This is a genomic window from Allokutzneria albata (assembly GCF_900103775.1).
Taxonomy (GTDB): domain Bacteria; phylum Actinomycetota; class Actinomycetes; order Mycobacteriales; family Pseudonocardiaceae; genus Allokutzneria; species Allokutzneria albata.
Window position 1 is genome coordinate 5,354,218 of record NZ_LT629701.1, and the last position, 13,772, is coordinate 5,367,989.

17 protein-coding genes are annotated in these 13,772 nt (G+C 71.1%); 6 read left to right on the plus strand and 11 right to left on the minus strand.

Annotated elements, in window-relative coordinates; genetic code table 11:
• Positions 1 to 45 precede the first annotated feature (45 nt).
• Together BLT28_RS23940 and BLT28_RS23945 are read left to right on the plus strand one after the other, a co-directional pair.
• A complete protein-coding gene (locus BLT28_RS23940) occupies positions 46 to 843 on the plus strand; it encodes a PaaX family transcriptional regulator (RefSeq protein WP_043810259.1) in 798 nt (265 codons plus the stop codon).
• A 25-nt stretch (positions 844 to 868) separates the two neighbouring features.
• Positions 869 to 1,675, plus strand: a complete 807-nt coding sequence (locus BLT28_RS23945) for an enoyl-CoA hydratase-related protein (RefSeq protein WP_030427666.1) — start codon at positions 869 to 871, stop codon at positions 1,673 to 1,675.
• A 35-nt stretch (positions 1,676 to 1,710) separates the two neighbouring features.
• On the opposite strand, the gene BLT28_RS23950 is transcribed toward BLT28_RS23945, so the two are convergent.
• From BLT28_RS23950 to folP, 7 genes are read right to left on the minus strand one after another with little or no spacing between them, the layout of a single operon-like run.
• Positions 1,711 to 2,253: a DNA-3-methyladenine glycosylase I gene (locus tag BLT28_RS23950; RefSeq protein ID WP_156050603.1), complete on the minus strand. Its 543-nt coding sequence runs from the start codon at positions 2,251 to 2,253 to the stop codon at positions 1,711 to 1,713.
• 5 nt (positions 2,254 to 2,258) lie between these two features.
• Positions 2,259 to 2,702 carry an SRPBCC family protein gene (locus tag BLT28_RS23955; protein ID WP_030427664.1) on the minus strand — a complete coding sequence of 148 codons (444 nt, stop codon included), beginning with the start codon at positions 2,700 to 2,702 and terminating at the stop codon, positions 2,259 to 2,261.
• Positions 2,699 to 3,016, minus strand: a complete 318-nt coding sequence (locus tag BLT28_RS23960) for a DivIVA domain-containing protein (RefSeq protein ID WP_030427663.1) — start codon at positions 3,014 to 3,016, stop codon at positions 2,699 to 2,701. The genes BLT28_RS23955 and BLT28_RS23960 overlap by 4 nt, the downstream gene beginning before the upstream one ends.
• A 39-nt stretch (positions 3,017 to 3,055) precedes the next feature.
• Positions 3,056 to 3,700: a permease prefix domain 1-containing protein gene (locus BLT28_RS23965; RefSeq protein WP_052406918.1), complete on the minus strand. Its 645-nt coding sequence runs from the start codon at positions 3,698 to 3,700 to the stop codon at positions 3,056 to 3,058.
• Positions 3,682 to 4,020, minus strand: a complete 339-nt coding sequence (locus BLT28_RS23970; RefSeq protein ID WP_030427661.1) for a PadR family transcriptional regulator — start codon at positions 4,018 to 4,020, stop codon at positions 3,682 to 3,684. Before BLT28_RS23970 ends, BLT28_RS23965 begins: the two co-directional genes overlap by 19 nt.
• Positions 4,017 to 4,961: a glucosyl-3-phosphoglycerate synthase gene (locus tag BLT28_RS23975; protein ID WP_052406917.1), complete on the minus strand. Its 945-nt coding sequence runs from the start codon at positions 4,959 to 4,961 to the stop codon at positions 4,017 to 4,019. The genes BLT28_RS23970 and BLT28_RS23975 overlap by 4 nt, the downstream gene beginning before the upstream one ends.
• Before the next feature lie 12 nt (positions 4,962 to 4,973).
• Positions 4,974 to 5,870, minus strand: coding sequence for a dihydropteroate synthase (gene folP, locus BLT28_RS23980; RefSeq protein WP_172806534.1), 897 nt, complete (start codon positions 5,868 to 5,870; stop codon positions 4,974 to 4,976).
• Between the two features lie 124 nt (positions 5,871 to 5,994).
• Here folP and BLT28_RS23985 point away from each other — a divergent pair, with 124 nt between their 5' ends.
• Entirely contained in the window at positions 5,995 to 7,572 is a 1,578-nt protein-coding gene (locus BLT28_RS23985) for a CocE/NonD family hydrolase (RefSeq protein ID WP_030427658.1), read from the plus strand.
• Between the two features lie 86 nt (positions 7,573 to 7,658).
• Here BLT28_RS23985 and BLT28_RS23990 read toward each other — a convergent pair whose 3' ends face one another.
• Positions 7,659 to 8,438 carry an LOG family protein gene (locus tag BLT28_RS23990; RefSeq protein WP_030427657.1) on the minus strand — a complete coding sequence of 260 codons (780 nt, stop codon included), beginning with the start codon at positions 8,436 to 8,438 and terminating at the stop codon, positions 7,659 to 7,661.
• 87 nt (positions 8,439 to 8,525) lie between these two features.
• On the opposite strand from BLT28_RS23990, the gene wrbA reads away from it, so the two are divergent.
• Positions 8,526 to 9,146 (plus strand): NAD(P)H:quinone oxidoreductase, encoded by a 621-nt coding sequence (gene wrbA / locus BLT28_RS23995; protein WP_030427656.1) that lies wholly within the window; start codon positions 8,526 to 8,528, stop codon positions 9,144 to 9,146.
• Here wrbA and dapE read toward each other — a convergent pair.
• Positions 9,139 to 10,215 carry a succinyl-diaminopimelate desuccinylase gene (dapE, locus tag BLT28_RS24000; RefSeq protein ID WP_030427655.1) on the minus strand — a complete coding sequence of 359 codons (1,077 nt, stop codon included), beginning with the start codon at positions 10,213 to 10,215 and terminating at the stop codon, positions 9,139 to 9,141. The genes wrbA and dapE overlap by 8 nt on opposite strands.
• A 76-nt stretch (positions 10,216 to 10,291) precedes the next feature.
• On the opposite strand from dapE, the gene dapD reads away from it, so the two are divergent.
• Complete coding sequence (dapD, locus tag BLT28_RS24005; protein WP_030427654.1) at positions 10,292 to 11,275, plus strand: 2,3,4,5-tetrahydropyridine-2,6-dicarboxylate N-succinyltransferase; 984 nt, start codon at positions 10,292 to 10,294, stop codon at positions 11,273 to 11,275.
• Positions 11,276 to 11,284: 9 nt separating this feature from the next.
• Complete coding sequence (locus BLT28_RS24010) at positions 11,285 to 12,205, plus strand: CHAD domain-containing protein (protein WP_030427653.1); 921 nt, start codon at positions 11,285 to 11,287, stop codon at positions 12,203 to 12,205.
• 6 nt (positions 12,206 to 12,211) lie between these two features.
• On the opposite strand, the gene dapC is transcribed toward BLT28_RS24010, so the two are convergent.
• Together dapC and fdxA are read right to left on the minus strand one after the other, a co-directional pair.
• Complete coding sequence (dapC, locus tag BLT28_RS24015) at positions 12,212 to 13,324, minus strand: succinyldiaminopimelate transaminase (RefSeq protein ID WP_269459603.1); 1,113 nt, start codon at positions 13,322 to 13,324, stop codon at positions 12,212 to 12,214.
• Positions 13,321 to 13,647, minus strand: coding sequence for a ferredoxin (gene fdxA, locus BLT28_RS24020; RefSeq protein ID WP_030427651.1), 327 nt, complete (start codon positions 13,645 to 13,647; stop codon positions 13,321 to 13,323). Before fdxA ends, dapC begins: the two co-directional genes overlap by 4 nt.
• Positions 13,648 to 13,772 lie beyond the last annotated feature (125 nt).

The window sequence follows — 13,772 nt, forward strand, 5'->3', positions numbered from 1 at the left end:
CGGGGTGGTGGCCGAGCAGGCAATTCACTGCCAAAATCGCCCTTCGTGCGGGCACGTTCGGCGTTGTTCGATGTCTACGGTGGACACCTCAGGCAGCGGGGTGGCACCGCGACCATTGCCGCCCTGGTGCGGTTACTCGAACCACTCGGATTCGCGCCGCCGGCCGTGCGCACCGCGGTCTCGCGCACGGTCCGCCAGGGCTGGTTGCGGCCGGTCAGGCTGCCCGCGGGGCCCGGCTACGCGATGACCGCCCGCGCGGAGAAGCGGCTGGACGAGGCCAGCGCCAGGGTGTTCCGCACCCGACCGTCCACTTGGGATGGTCGGTGGCACGTCGTGGTGCTCGAGGACCTCCCTGCCCGGCCGAGGCGAGACCAGCTCACCTCCTCGCTGAAACTGATCGGGTACGGCGAACTCGGTCCGGTCACCTGGATTTCCCCACGCCCGTCACCGGAACTGACCGATCTGCTCGCGGTCGAGGGCGTGGCGGCGCGGATCTTCCACGGCGAGCACGACGGCGACGACGCCGAACTGGCCGGGCGGGCGTGGGATCTCGAGGCGCTCGGGGCGGACTACCAGAGCTTCGTCGAGGACTGGTCCGGCCGAGTGTCCACTGTGGACCCAACTCATCAGTCGGCGGCATTCGCGGTGTCCCAGGAACTGTTGCACGCCTGGCGGAAGTTCCTCTTCCGCGATCCCAGCCTGCCGCCCGAACTACTGCCGGCGGACTGGCCGGGGCACACCGCGGCGCGGTTCTTCGACCAGCAGACCGAACGGCTCGCGGTGGCCACCAACGAATTCATCGAGAGCTGTCTCGGCACCACCCGAACATCATCGAGCGCCTGAGCGGAAAACGGAGATCAGCGTGGGACTGGACCGTGAGAATAATCACGATGCCGAACTTCTGGTCGGCGACAGCGACGGCGTCCGAACGCTCACCCTGAATCGGCCGGATGCCTTCAATTCACTCACCGTCGCCCTGAAGGAACAGTTGCTCGCCGCATTGCACGACGCGGCGGGTGATCCCGCGGTGCGGGCGCTCGTGCTGACCGGAGCGGGCCGGGCGTTCTGCGCGGGTCAGGACCTCAAGGAGCACGTGCGGCTGCTCTCCTCCGGTGATCCCGCGCCGTTGAGCACGGTCGAGAAGCACTACAACCCGTTGACCCAGGCGCTTTTCCGGATGCCGAAGCCGGTGATCGCCGCGGTGAACGGCACGGCGGCGGGCGCGGGCGCCTCGCTGAGCTACGCGTGCGATCTGCGCATCGCGGCACGCTCGGCGAAGTTCCTGCTGGCCTTCGCCAACGTCGGCCTGGCCGCGGACTCGGGCGCGTCCTGGACGCTGCCGAGACTGATCGGCTACGGGCGGGCCATGGAGCTGATGCTGCTGGCGCAGCCGGTCGGCGCGGAGGAGGCGCTGCGGATCGGCATGGTCACCCGCGTCGTCGACGACGGCGAAGTCCTTGCGGAGGCCCAGAAACTGGCCGCGCGGATGGCCGCGGGACCGACCACGGCCTACGCCAGGATCAAGCAGGAGATGCTGACCGCCGCGAGCGCGGACCTCACCGAGGCGCTGGCCGAGGAAGCCGCCGCCCAGGCCGCCACCGGGCAGACCGCCGATCACCGCGAGGCCGTCGAGGCCTTCGTGGACAAGCGCGAAGCCCGCTTCACCGGCCTCTGAGTCCCCGGTCTCGAAGACACCTCCACGGCGGCGGTTCAGGCGCGCCAGCAGGTGGCCACGTGGTCGTTGACCATGCCGGTGGCCTGCATCAGCGCATAGCACGTCGTCGGGCCGACGAACCTGAAGCCGCGGCGCTTCAGCTCCTTCGCCATCGCCTTGGACTCGGCCGTCACCGCGGGCACATCGGCCAAAGTGGACGGTCGCGGCGAGGACCGCGGGGCGAAGGACCAGAGCAGCTCGTCCAGCGGCACGTCGAGCCCGGCGACGGCGCGCGCGTTGGCGATCGTGGCGTCGATCTTGGCTCTGTTGCGCACGATTCCCGCGTCGGCGAGCAGGCGCGCCACGTCGTCGTCACCGAACTCCGCCACCACGGCGGGGTCGAACCCGGCGAAGGCGGCGCGGAAGTTCTCCCGCTTGCGCAGGATCACCAACCACGACAGCCCGGACTGGAACGCCTCCAGGCTGACCCGCTCGAACAGTTCGCGTTCCCCGCGGAGCGGAACACCCCATTCCGTGTCGTGGTAGTCGATGTACTCCGGCGCCGAGGTGACCCAGCCGCAGCGCGTCCGGACTTCGATGGCATTCACGCGTACTCCTCGCAGAACTCGGCGAACCGGTTCAAGGAGTACCGCACACCACCGACAAAGAAGGGCCGCACGAACGGCCAGCCGAGTGCGCCCACCACGCCGAGGGGCAGGTACAGGTCCTCGCCCCAGACGAACCGGGACCGCCCCGGACCGTCCGGCCGCACCGCGAAGACGCCTGGTCCGCGTACCGGCCAGCCGGTGTGCAGGACCTGGCAGCGGTGCGGCGGATCCCACACCGTGATCTCCATGTGGTCGGTGAAGCCGACGCCGGCCTTGCCCGTGAACGCGGCGAGCGTGGAGCCGACGCTGCGGCCGTCTCCCTTGGTCACGCGCACGGTGGTGCCGAGCATCCACTCGTGCTGCCGGTCCCAGTCGGTCGCCGCGGCCCAGACCGTCTCCACCGGTGCGGCGACGGCGACCTGGTGGACGAGTCTGGTCATGATCGGACGTCTTCGGTGGACTCGGCCAACTGCTGTTCCAGTTCGTCCACCCGCGCCCGGAGCGCGTCGATCTCCCCGGCCACGCGGTCGAGCACCCAGTCCACCTCGGACATCTTGTAGCCGCGCACGGACTGCTGGAAGCGCAACGCGCGCAGGTCGTCGCCGCGCGCACCCGACGCGGGCAGTTGGGTCGGCGACGCGCCAGGGGGCAGCGGGGCCAGTTCCTCGCCTCGACCGAAGACCAGTGATGCCAGCAGGAACACCACTGCGGCCACGAGGATCATGATCAGGAGGTAGATCAGAGCGGTGGTCACGCCGAAGATCGTGGCACGAACGTCCGCGGCGGGCAGCCCTCAGGCCGCGGCCGACACGGTGAAACACCGCCGGGTCATGCCGACCAGCCGCACCATCACCACGAGGCCGATGCCGAGCGTCGCCAGGATCGCCGGGGACAGCAGCAGGCCGAGGTTGACGTACGCGGTCGCGGTGATCAACGTGCCCTGCAGCACGACGCAGGCGGCCAGCGCACCGGTGCTGAACGACCCGGCGAGCCGCCCGAAGGACCGGCCGGACCGCTGGCACCTGCGCAGCCGCGGCCCCGCGACCAGCGCGAGCACTCCGAGCACCGCCACCACGACCCACGCGTAGTTCACCGCGGTGGCCAGCACCGGAACCCAGGACGGCGAGGTGGGCCAGCGCCCCATGAAGAGCACGTGGACCACCAGCATCGCGGCCAGCAGTGCCCGCATCGTGCGCGCGCCCTGCGCCACCGCCAGCTCTTCCTGGTACTCGTCGGCGATCAGCGCCAGCGGGCCGAACTCGGCCACCGCGCGGGCCTGCGCCGTGGTGTCGGGGAAACCCGCGTCCCGGTAGCAGGACGCGGCGTCCTCGAGGCCGTTCCTGGCTTCGGTGAGCAGTTCGGCCTTCGCGGCCCGGGGCCCGTCCAGCCGGGCCCCGAGCCGGTCGAGGTAGTCGTCGATCAGGCTTTGGCCGGCCATGGGCCGCTCCCGAGAACGCCTTCGATGGCCACGGTGAACTCCCGCCACGCCGTGCGCTGGTTGGCCAGTTCGCGTTCGCCGGACGAAGTCAGCTTGTAGGTCCGCCGCTGTCTGCCGGAGACGGTGCTCCACTCGCTGCGCACGAAACCCGCGCGCTCCAGGCGGCGCAGCGCCGGGTAGACGGTTCCGGTCGGGAGGTCGAGCGCTCCGCCGCTGCGCAGCTGCAACGCCTCGATGATCGCGTACCCGTGCAGTTCCCTGCCGTCCAGGGTGGCCAGCAGCAGAGCGTCCAAATGCCCGCGCAAGGCGTCTGACTTCACACCGGGAAGTGTAGTGCTCCGCACCCGTTCAAGGTAGTGCCGCTACTTATCCCCAGGACGGCGCGCATCGGCGGCCGGTCGGTGAGCGCGATCGCGGTGGTCTCCGGCAACCACTCCCCCGCGACCTGGGTGAACTGGACGAAGTCCGCGCTGTCGGCCGCCGCGCCGCCGCACCGGGACAACGCGGCGCCGAGGATCTGCCTGGCCATCACGCCGAGCTGCGCCAGTGAGCGGTTGCGGTGCTTGCGCACCCCCAGGTTGACCTGGGCGAGCCCGGCGAGGCCGAAGCGGGTGTGGGCGTCGAGCACCAGACCGATCTCCACGCCGTAGCCCGCCGCGAACGGCACCGACTCCAGGAACGACCTGCGCGCCGCGTACTCACCGCCCAGCGGCTGGATGATCGCGGACAGCTCCGGGCGAAGCGCGGACAACACCGGCCGGGCCAGCAGTTCGGTGACCCGACCACCGCCGGAGCTCTCCAGGCGCAGCGGGCGGCGGTAGAACCCCTTGACCAGGTGGACGTCCGGGCGGGTGAGCAGCGGCCCGAGCAGCGCGACGACGAACCCCGGGTCGAAGTCGACCAGATCGGAGTCCAAGAACACCACGAGATCGCCCGAGGTCGCCGCGAGCGAGCGCCACAGCACCTCACCCTTGCCGGGAACCGGTGGCAGCTCGGGCAGGACGTCCTCGCGGTGCACCACACGGGCGCCCGCCGCCTCGGCGACCTCCACCGTGCGGTCGGTGGAGCCGGAGTCCACGACGACCAGTTCGTCGACCAGCCCGCGCATCGGCACCAGCGCGGCGACGATCGCGCCGACGGTCGCCTCCTCGTCCAGCGCGGGGAGCACGACGCTGATCCGCTGGGAACCCTTGCGGGCCAACAGCTCCTCGGCCGTCCACTGTGGATCTTGCCAGGTGTTGTCGTCGAACCAGGGATGCACGGGCCAACCCTGTCACGCCAGCGCGCGCAGGACCCGGGCGGGCGGCCTGGTCCCGGCGATGCTGGCCACCATGTCCACCACCTGGCGGGTGCGGCCGACCTCGTGCGCCCGGAACACCCTCGCCCCCGACCACGCCGCCACCGCGGTCGCGGCGAGCGTGCCGTCGACCCGCTCGTGCAGGCCCACACCCAGCGTCTCGCCGACGAAGTCCTTGTTGGACAAGGCCATCAGCACCGGCCAGCCGGTCGCGACCAGTTCGTCCAGCCGCCGCAGCAGCTCCAGTCCGTGCCAGGTGTTCTTGCCGAAGTCGTGGGTCGGGTCGATCAGGATGCCCTCCTTGGGCACGCCCAGCGCGGCCATCCGCTCGGCCTGCCCGACCACCTCCTCGGCGACCTCGGCGACCACGTCCCGGTAGCGCACGCGGTGCGGGTCGGTGCGCGGCGCGAGTCCCCCGGTGTGCGAGCAGACGATGCCGACGCCGAACTCCGCGGCGACCTCGGCCAGCCGGGGGTCCGCGCCCGCCCAGGTGTCGTTGAGCAGGTCGGCGCCTTCCGCGCAGACCGCCCTGCCGACCTCGTGCCTCCAGGTGTCCACGCTGATCACCAGGTCGGGGTGGCGTTCGCGGACCGCGGCGACGAAGGGCACCACCCTGCGGGCCTCCTCGGCGGCGTCGACCTCCTCCCCGTGCGAGCCCGCTCTGACCCCACCGATGTCGACGATGTCCGCACCCTCGGCGACCACCCGGTCCACCGCGGCCATCGCCGCGTCGTCGGCGAAGGTCGCGCCGCGGTCGTAGAAGGAGTCCCTGGTGCGGTTGACGATCGCCATCACCAGAGCGCGATTCCCCGGCACCTCGCGCGTGCCGAACTTCAACGGAGTCACCCCGTCGATCGTGCCAGGCGGGGCCATCCCCCGATCGGACCGCGGCGAACGTGAAGCTCGTCACACGTTCTTGCTACTTGCAAGTAGGTAGCCGTGTACTGCTCGCACCACTGTGACTTCCGTCACCGGCGACACGTCACCAGGAGAGCCCGTGCGACGCCTGTCCTCCCTGCTCACGGCAGCGTTACTCACCTTCGGCCTCACCACCGCCCTCGCTCCCCAGGCAACGGCGGCCGGACCCACCGCGCGCTACGACCGCATCCCCGCGAGCGGCGGGGTCACGCTCACCGCCCGCGTCCACACCCCGGCAAGTACCGGAAAACATCCCCTCGTCGTACTACCGGCGAGCTGGAGCGTGCCCACGCTGGAGTACGAGATCCCGGCCCGCAAGCTCGCCGACCGCGGCTACGTGGTGGTCTCCTACACCGCCCGCGGCTTCTACACCTCCGGCGGCAGGATCGAGGTCGGCAGCGCCAACGACGTCGCCGACGCCCGCGCCGTGATCGACTGGGCGCTGGCCAACACCCCCGCCTCCGCCGACCGGATCGGCATGGCGGGCATCTCCTACGGCGCGGGGTTCAGCCTGCTGACCGCGGCCGCCGATCCCCGCATCAAGGCCGTCGCCGCGCTGAGCACCTGGGCCGACCTGGAGAAGTCGTTGGGCGCCAACGACACCTGGAGCGCGCAGGGCATCGCGCTGCTCGGCGCCGCTGGCAAGCTCACCGGCCGCTTCGGCCCGGAGCTGGACGCGATGCTGGCCAACGTGGTCGCCAACGAGCGGGAGCCGGTGCGGACCTGGGCGGCACCGCGCAGCCCCGGCCGGAAACTGGCGCAGCTCAACGCGAACAAGCCCGCCGTGCTGATCGCCAACGCCTGGCAGGACGGCCTGTTCCCGCCGGACCAGGTGGTGGAGATGTTCAACGGTCTCCGCGGGCCGAAGCGGCTCGAACTCGCACCCGGCGACCACGCCACCCCGGAGGCGGTCGGCCTCACGGGGCTGCCCAACGACACCTGGGAGTCGACCTACCGCTGGCTGGACCACTACCTCCGCGGCACCGACAACGGCATCGACGCGGAGCCTCCGGTGCGCCTGAAGCCGACCATCGGTGGCGCCGCGCGGAACTTCGCCAGCTGGTCCGCCCTGACCGCGTCGACGAGCAGGCGCTACCTGGGCGACGTGAACCCGCTGATCGGACGCACCGGTGACCTGGCGACGAGCGCGAGGACGGGCTGGACGCACACCGCCAACGGCGGCGCCGACACGGTCGCGGACTCCGGCCCCGTGCTGCTGGCCGGGGGCGCGACGCAGATCGGCCTGCCGGTCGCCGGCTGGCTGCCCGCGGTGAGCAGGCTCAACGCCGGGGTCTGGCAGACCGAGCAGATGTCAAGGCGCACAACGGTTTCCGGTACTCCGAAGCTGCACGTGACGGTCACCCCCAGCGCCTCGGACACTTCGCTGTTCGCCTACCTCTACGACGTCGACGGGGCCGGGGCCGGCCGGCTGCTCTCGCACAAGCCGGTCACGCTCGTCGACCGCACGGCCGGTGCGGCGCACCAGCTGGACGTCGCGCTGCAGCCGCTCCTGCACGACGTGGAGGCGGGGCACCGGCTGGTCCTGGTGATCGACACCCTGGACCCGAGGTACGCGTCGGAGACCACCCTCGGCGAGCGGCTGACGTTCTCCTCACCCGCCGCTTCACCGTCCTACCTGGACATCCCGCTCGGTTGAGCCGTCGAAGGACCGGTGGTCACGGCGGAAAGGCTGGTCCTGCGGGACGGGTGGCGGGCGCTGTCCGCGCCCGCCACTGCCCGCGACTAGTGCGCGTCCTCCCACGCCTTGTAGGCGTCCTTCACGATCTGGAGGGTCTCGTCGACGTCGTCGGTGACGTGGACCAGTGCCAGGTCCTTCTCGCCGATCTTGCCGCTCTTGAACACGCTGTCGCGCAGCCAGTCCGCGAGGCCGCCCCAGTACTCGCTGCCGAAGAGCACCACCGGGAACTTGGTGACCTTCTTGGTCTGCACCAGGGTCAGCGCCTCGAACAGCTCGTCCAGCGTGCCGAACCCGCCCGGCAGGCAGATGAACGCCTGCGAGTACTTCACGAACATCGTCTTGCGGACGAAGAAGTAGCGGAAGTTCACGCCGAGGTCGACCCACGGGTTGAGGCCCTGCTCGAAGGGCAGCTCGATGCCGAGGCCGACCGAGAGCCCGCCCGCCTCCTGGGCACCGCGGTTGACCGCCTCCATCGCGCCGGGGCCGCCGCCGGTCATCACGGCGAAGCCCTCCTCGGCCAGCGCCTTGCCCAGCGTCTGCCCGATCGCGTACTCGGGGTGACCCTCGCGGGTGCGCGCGGAGCCGAACACGGTCACCGCGCGGGGCAGCTCGGCGAGCGCGCCGAAGCCCTCCACGAACTCGGCCTGGATGCGCATGACCCGCCACGGGTCGGTGTGCACCCAGTCGGAGGGACCGCGGGAGTCGAGCAGCCGCTGGTCGGTCGTCGTCGACTCGACGCGCGACTCGCCGCGCAACGTCACCGGCCCCCGTTGCTTCTCCGGAGGGTTCCCGCCACTACGGGACTTCGCGTTGTCCTCGGTCATATCTCTCACCCTAATGACGCTAGAGACGGATGATTACGGGGAAGCCTGGCGGGAGAAGTTGCAGCCGAACCTCGATCGGAGAGTGTCATGAGCCAGGCGGCCGCTCCGAACGTCGCGATCATCTACTACAGCTCCACCGGCAACGTGCACGCCCTCGCCCAGGAGGTGGCCACGGGCGCGGAGAAGGCGGGGGCGCAGGTCAGAGTGGCCAAGGTGGCCGAACTGGCGCCCGAGGAGGCCATCGCGGCGAACCCCGCGTGGCAGGCGCACGTGCGCGAGACGGCCGATGTGCCGGTCGCCGACCCCGATCTGGTGACGTGGGCCGACGCGATCATCTTCGGCTCACCGACCCGGTTCGGCAACGTGGCCAGCCAGCTCAAGCAGTTCATCGACACCTTGGGACCGTTGTGGGGCAAGGGTTTGCTCGCCGACAAGGTCTACTCGGGCTTCGTCTCCACGGCGACCCCGCACGGCGGGCGCGAGTCCACGCTGCTCGCGCTCTACAACACCGTTCACCACTTCGGTGGAATCCTGGTGACGCCCGGATACACGGCGCCCATCCAGTACGAGACGGGCACCCCCTACGGTCCCTCGCACCACGACGCGCAGGGGGCGAACCCGATCAGCGACGCGACGCGGCAGTCCGCCCGCTACTCCGGGGAGCGGGTGGCGACCGTCGCGGCGCGGTTGAAGGCCGGAGCTAGCTGACGAACTTCCGCAGCACGTCCGAGCAGTGGGTGATCTGCCACGCCGGGACGTGCTCCTCCTGGGTGTGCGCCAGCTTCGGGTCACCCGGGCCGAAGTTCACCGCGGGCATGCCGAGCGCGGCGAAGCGGGAGACGTCGGTCCAGCCGAGCTTGGCCACCGGCTGGGCACCACCGGACGCGGCGATCAGCTCCTGGGTGACCGGAGCGTTCAGCCCGGGCAGCGCTCCGGGAGCGCCGTCGGTGACGGTCAGCTCGAAGCCGTCGAAGACCTCGCGGAGGTGCGCGAGCGCCTGCTCGGTGCTGCGGTCCGGGGCGAAGCGGTGGTTGACGCTGATCACGCACTCGTCGGGCACCACGTTGCCCGCGACGCCACCGGTGATCTTCACCGCCTGCAGGCCCTCGTGGTAGCGGCAGCCGTCGATCTCCGGCTGGCGCGGCTCGTACGCGCTGAGCCTGCGCAGCACCTCACCGGCACCGTGGATGGCGTTGACGCCCATCCAGCCGCGAGCGGTGTGCGCCCGCTTGCCGGGCACGCGCACGTCCACGCGGATGGTGCCCTGGCAGCCCGCCTCGATCGCCGCGGCGGTCGGCTCGCAGACCACGGCGAGGTCGCCGCGCAGCCACTCCGGCAGGTCGCGCTCGATCCGGGTGAGCCCGTTCAGCTCGGCCGCGATCTCCTCGCAGTCGTAGAAGACGAAGGTGAGGTCGAAGCGCGGATCGGTGACGGTGGCGGCGAGGTTGAGCATGACCGCGTCACCGCCCTTCATGTCCACCGTGCCCAGGCCGTGCAGTACCAGTGTGTCGCCGTCGCCGGACCGCGTGTGCGGCATGTTCCGGTTGATCGGCACCGTGTCCAGGTGCCCGGCGAACACCACCCGGGACGGACGGCCGAGGTCGGTCCTGGCGAGCACCGCGTTGCCGCTGCGGATGATCTCCAGGTGGCCTGCCTGCGCGCGCAGCGCCGCCTCGACGGTGTCCGCGATCAGCGCCTCGTCGCGGGACACGCTGGGGATGTCCACCAGGGCGGCGGTCAGCTCGATGGGGTCGGCGGTGAGGTCAAGTGGCGGGATCACAGCAGGCACGCTACCGAGGAAGTCACTCCGCCCGCACTCGGCTCCGAGCCCGGTCGGCGACTACCGTGCAGGCGTGACGCACACTCCTGACCCGCAGACCACCGGCGCGCTGGGCGTCGGCCTCGCCACGATCGCCGCCGACGGCACCGTGCTGGACACCTGGTTCCCCGCTCCCGCGCTGACCGACTCCGGCGAGTCCGGCAGCAAACGCCTGACCAGCGAGGAAGCCATCGAGGCGCTCGGGGATGCGGCACGCGCCGTGCTCGGCCCGGACCCGGAGCGCGGGGTCGAGGTCGTCGGCGTCCGCACCGCGATCGGCAGGCTCGGTGACGCCCCGGTCGACGCCCACGACGTCTACCTGCGGCTGCACCTGCTGTCCCACCGCCTCGTCCGCCCGCACGGCCAGAGCCTCGACGGCATCTTCGGCCTGCTCAGCAACGTCGTGTGGACCAACCACGGCCCGTGCGCCGTCGAGGGCTTCGAGCAGACCCGGCTCCGGCTGCGCGCGCGTGGCCCGATGACCGTGTACAGCGTGGACAAGTTCCCGCGCATGGTCGACTACGTGCTGCCCACCGGTGTCCGCATCGGCGACGCGGACCGCGTCCGGCTCGGCGCGCACCTGGCCAGCGGCACGACCGTGATGCACGAGGGCTTCGTGAACTTCAACTCGGGCACCCTGGGCGCGTCCATGGTCGAGGGCCGGATCTCGGCGGGCGTCGTGCTCGGCGACGGCTCCGACCTCGGCGGCGGCGCGTCGATCATGGGCACCCTGTCCGGCGGCGGCAAGCAGGTGGTCTCGGTCGGTGAGCGCTGCCTGATCGGTGCCAACGCCGGAGTGGGTATCTCCCTCGGTGACGACTCCGTCGTCGAGGCCGGGCTCTACGTCACCGCGGGCACCAAGGTGACAGCGGAGGACGGCAGCGTGGTCAAGGCGCGCGAGCTCTCCGGCGTCTCCGGCCTGCTGTTCATCCGCGACTCGGTCACCGGCACGGTGAAGGTGAAGTCGCGCACGCCCGGCGGCTTCGAGCTGAACGCGGTGTTGCACGCCAACGACTAGGAGGTCCCGATGTCCCGGCTTCGTCGTCTCGCCAAAGTCAGTCGAAGCCGGGACATCGGCGCTCTCGGCCTGCCCGACGAGCCCCTTCGCGCGGCGCCGGACGCCCCGGTGGCCGAGCACGTGCACGCGGCGATCGATCGCCGGCTCCGGGTGATCGTCGAACGCGAGCCCGGTGTGCGCCGAGGCAAGGACCCCGAGGACCTGCACAAGATGCGGGTGGCCGTGCGCCGCATTCGCGCGATGCTCCGTGCGGCGCGACCACTGCTCGAAGGCTCGGAGCACAAGCGCATCCGCGACGATTTGAAGGCGGTCGGGCGGGTCCTCGGCCCCGTGCGCGACATGGACGTGCTCCTGGCGCGGCTCGATTCGCAGGCGTTGCCCCACGCGGAGCGCCTCGCCGTCGAAGCGTTGATGAGCGATGTCGAGTCGGAACGCGCTGTGGCGCGGCGACGGATCATCACCCTGTTCGACAGCAAGCGCTACGCCGAGCTGCTGCACCGGCTCACCCGGTTCACCCCAACGTCCACTTCGGACGGTGAAGCGTTGATCTTCCTGGTGCGCAAGCAGTTCGCCAAGCTCGCCGCGGCGGTCGAGGAGGCGGGCGCCGAGCCGGAGGACGACGTCCTGCACGCGCTGCGCATCCGGGGGAAACGGCTGCGCTACACCGCCGATCTCGCGAAACCGTTGGCGGGCAAGCCGGTGCGCAAACTGATCAAGGCGACGAAGGCGTTCCAGGACGTGCTCGGCGAACACCAGGACGCGTGCGTGGCCGAGGACCGCGTGCGCGAACTGCTGGCCGCGCGCGAGCGGGTCGACGTGGACATGGCCTTCGCCGCCGGGCGCTTGGTGGAGCGGGAACAGCTCCGCAAGGCCGAAGCCCGCTCGCGGTGGCTCACCGCCTGGGCCGAGGTGCAGGCCCGCGCCGTCTGACAGCGGTCAGGCGGAGAGCCGGTCAGCCGCGGCGGCAACGCGCTCGTCGGTGGCGGTGAGGGCCACGCGGACGTGCTTGGCACCGTTCGGGCCGTAGAAGGTGCCAGGAGCGACGAGGATGCCCCGCTCAGCGAGCCACGCGACCGTCGTCCACGCGTCCTCGTCCCGGCTCGCCCAGAGGTAGAGACCGGCGTCGGAGTGGTCCACGCGGAAACCGTTGGCCTGCAAGGCGTCGAGCAGGACCTTGCGCCGTCCGGCGTAGCGGTCCCGTTGCGCGGCGACGTGCTCGTCGTCGTCGAGCGCAGCGGTCATCGCCGCCTGCACCGGCCGCGGCATCATCATGCCCGCGTGCCTTCGCACCTCCAGCAGCCGCTTCACCAGCACCGGATCGCCGGTGACGAACCCGGCCCGGTAGCCGGCCAGGCTGGAGGTCTTGGACAGCGAGTGCGCCGCGACGATGTCCGAGAGGTCGCCGCCGTGCACCTCGGGGGCCAGCACCGAGGCCGGGCGGGCCGTCCACGGCAGGTCCAGGTAGCACTCGTCGGAGGCGATGAACGCGCCGACCTCGCGGGCCGCCCGGACCAGCTCGGCGAGCGCCTCGGCGGAGAGCACGCGGCCCGTCGGGTTGGACGGGGAGTTCACCCACAGCAGCGCGGTGCCCGCCGGGGGCAGCTCCCCGTCGCGCAGCCGGACCACGTCGGCCCCGGCCAGCCTGGCACCGACCTCGTAGGTCGGGTAGGCCAGCTCGGGGATCGCGACGACGTCACCGGGGCGGACGCCGAGCAGCGTCGGCAGCCACGCCACCAGTTCCTTGGATCCGATGGTCGGCAGCACCGCGTCGTGGTGGAGACCGGTGATGCCGTGCCGCCGCTCCAGCGCGCCGAGCACCGCGGACCGCAGCGCCGGGGTGCCGTGCGTCAGCGGGTACCCGGGCACGTCGGCGACGGAGCCCAGTGCCGTGGAGATGACCGGGGCGACCGGGTCGACGGGCGTGCCGACCGAGAGGTCGACGATGCCGCCGGGGTGGGCCGTCGCGGTGGCCTTGGCACCGGCCAGCGCGTCCCAGGGGAAGTCGGGCAGGTCAGGACCGCCCCGGCGCGCCGATGCCGGGCCGATCAATGCTCCGACGCCTGCGGCGGCAGCGCGGCGACCATCTTGTCGTCGGCGTGGATCTTGCCGACCTTGGAGGCGCCGCCCGGCGAGCCGAGCTCGTTGAAGAAGTCGACGTTCGCCCTGGTGTAGTCGGCCCACTGCTCGGGGACGTCGTCCTCGTAGTAGATGGCCTCGACCGGGCACACCGGCTCACAGGCACCGCAGTCGACGCACTCGTCGGGGTGGATGTAGAGCATCCGATCACCCTCGTAGATGCAGTCGACGGGGCATTCCTCGATGCATGCCTTGTCCAGCACGTCGACGCAGGGCTGGGCGATCACGTAGGTCACAGCGGTCTCCTGCTCCTTGTCAGTTCGGTCGCGCGGTTCGGGAGCACGCGACCCCGCAAGTATCCCCCGGGGACCATGAAGAGTGTCACCCGGTGCCGTATCTCTCAAAGAAATCGCATGCGATC

Coding starts and splice junctions, on each gene's coding strand:
- BLT28_RS23955 (WP_030427664.1), bottom strand. CDS start 2,702: ATGACCAGACTCGTCCACCAGGTCGCCGTCGCCGCACCGGTGGAGACG.
- BLT28_RS23965 (WP_052406918.1), bottom strand. CDS start 3,700: ATGGCCGGCCAAAGCCTGATCGACGACTACCTCGACCGGCTCGGGGCC.
- folP (WP_172806534.1), bottom strand. CDS start 5,870: ATGGCCCCGCCTGGCACGATCGACGGGGTGACTCCGTTGAAGTTCGGC.
- BLT28_RS23990 (WP_030427657.1), bottom strand. CDS start 8,438: ATGACCGAGGACAACGCGAAGTCCCGTAGTGGCGGGAACCCTCCGGAG.
- wrbA (WP_030427656.1), top strand. CDS start 8,526: ATGAGCCAGGCGGCCGCTCCGAACGTCGCGATCATCTACTACAGCTCC.
- BLT28_RS24010 (WP_030427653.1), top strand. CDS start 11,285: ATGTCCCGGCTTCGTCGTCTCGCCAAAGTCAGTCGAAGCCGGGACATC.